The sequence below is a fragment of the Mesorhizobium sp. M2A.F.Ca.ET.037.01.1.1 genome, from assembly GCF_003998075.1.
Lineage (GTDB): Bacteria > Pseudomonadota > Alphaproteobacteria > Rhizobiales > Rhizobiaceae > Mesorhizobium.
In genome coordinates, this window is sequence record NZ_RZSA01001250.1 from 1 (window position 1) to 1,627 (window position 1,627).

The 1,627-nt window shown below is 63.9% G+C and carries 1 protein-coding gene and 1 pseudogene; one reads left to right on the top strand and one right to left on the bottom strand.

The genetic code is table 11. From position 1 onward, the window contains the following. Positions 1-401 (top strand): annotated as a pseudogene (locus EOA27_RS35630) (hypothetical protein); the annotation flags it as partial. A gap of 176 nt (positions 402-577) precedes the next feature. On the opposite strand, the gene EOA27_RS35635 reads toward EOA27_RS35630, so the two are convergent. Continuing rightward, positions 578-1,627 (bottom strand): HWE histidine kinase domain-containing protein (locus EOA27_RS35635; protein WP_127258626.1); only part of this gene is annotated, 1,050 nt, incomplete at its 5' end.

Below are 1,627 nucleotides of genomic sequence, written 5' to 3' on the forward strand. Positions count from 1 at the left end.
GCCGCGCCTACAGCGGCGGCAACGCCCCAAAACAACGCGGACGCCGCGGCACGGCCGCGCGCATACTGACAATCAGCGCTGCGAACGGCGAAATGAGCGCGGATGACAAGGCCTATCTTGCCCAACTCGTGGCATCCCGCACGGGCCTTCCCCAGGCGGAGGCGCAGAAGCGGGTCGACGAGGTCCTGGCGCGTGCCGAGGACGCCAAGAACAAAGCCAAGGCAGCCGCCGACAAGGCCCGCAAGGCGAGCGCCGCCGCTGCACTGGTTGGCGCGCTGTCGCTGGTGATTGGCGCGTTCATTGCTGCGGTCGCGGCAGCGCTAGGCGGCAGGCAAAGAGACGAAGACGAGGCGGGCTATTTGCGCAGCGACTCCCGGACGGTTACGACCGCTGTCGGCTAAAGCATGTCTCCCGAAAGTGGGAACCGGTTTCGGGATAAAGACCTGCGTAAGTCAAAAACCTAAAGCGCATGGAGCGAATCTGAAAGATTGCGACGGCTTTAGAGTGGTTCGCCGCTTCACCGAAGCGGCGAACCACTCTATCTCTTTGTTTTCTCGCAATTTCCAGCGGAAGCCGCTCACACTTTTCCTGCAATTGCTCTAATGGCGCGAAGCGGGACGGCAGCCGTGAAATTGAGACCGCTCGGAGCGAACCGCAACTCCACCGTCGCTCCGAGCTCGTAAGGCAAGGTCCGCTCGAGCACCTCGAAACCGAAGCCTCGTCGCTCGGTCTGCTCCAAATCGTCAACACCGCTTTCAGCCCAGACGAAGCGGAGCAGATCTTCCTCCAAACGCCATCCGATGTCGATGCGGCCAGCCCGGTTGGAGCTGGCAAGCGCCCCGTATTTCAACGCGTTCGTCGCCAGTTCGTGGATGGCCAAGCCCATCGTCTCGGCAGCCTTGGGGGCGAGCGTCAATGGCGGCCCCTCGATCGTCAGGTTATCGCCCTCCCGGCCCCCGGCGGCGCGCAATTCCTCGGCGACGATTAATGCCAGGTTGATCTCGATCGACGGACGGCGTGTGATCGCCGCCTGCACGCGGGCGAAAGCGTTGATGCGCCCTTCCAGGTGAGCCGCGGCTTCGTCCAGGGATTCGCTTTTCTCCGTCGTACGCCGCACGATCGAGCGGATCACGGCCAGCGTGTTGCGCATATGATGCTGCAACTCGGCGAAGCGAGCCTGCTGCTGTTCCTCGGCTTGCTTCCGGCGCGTGATGTCCTGGCCGACGCCGCCGATATGGGCGACCTTTCCAGCCTCATCGCGCATCGGAAAGCCGGAATCGCGCAGCCAGCGTATCTCGCTGTCGGCCGGCCGGCAGATGCGGTATTCGAAGGTTGCGCGTTCGCCGTCGCGTATGCGCGCGATCTGGCCCAGCACATGCTCGCGATCCTTGGGCACGATAAGTTCGATCCAGGTGGCGAAATTGTCGCCGGCCAGGGCCTTTTGGCGGCTCATCCCGTAAATGGCGTCGAAGGCCGGCGTCAGGTATTCCCACTGCAGCGTGTCGGCATTGCGGGCCCAGAGCACATCCGAGGCGGCTTCGGCGAAATCCCGCAGGGTCTCGTCGCTCTCACGCAGCCGGGCTTCGGCGCGCCCATGCCCGCGCAAGGCCGTCTTGACATCTGCCAG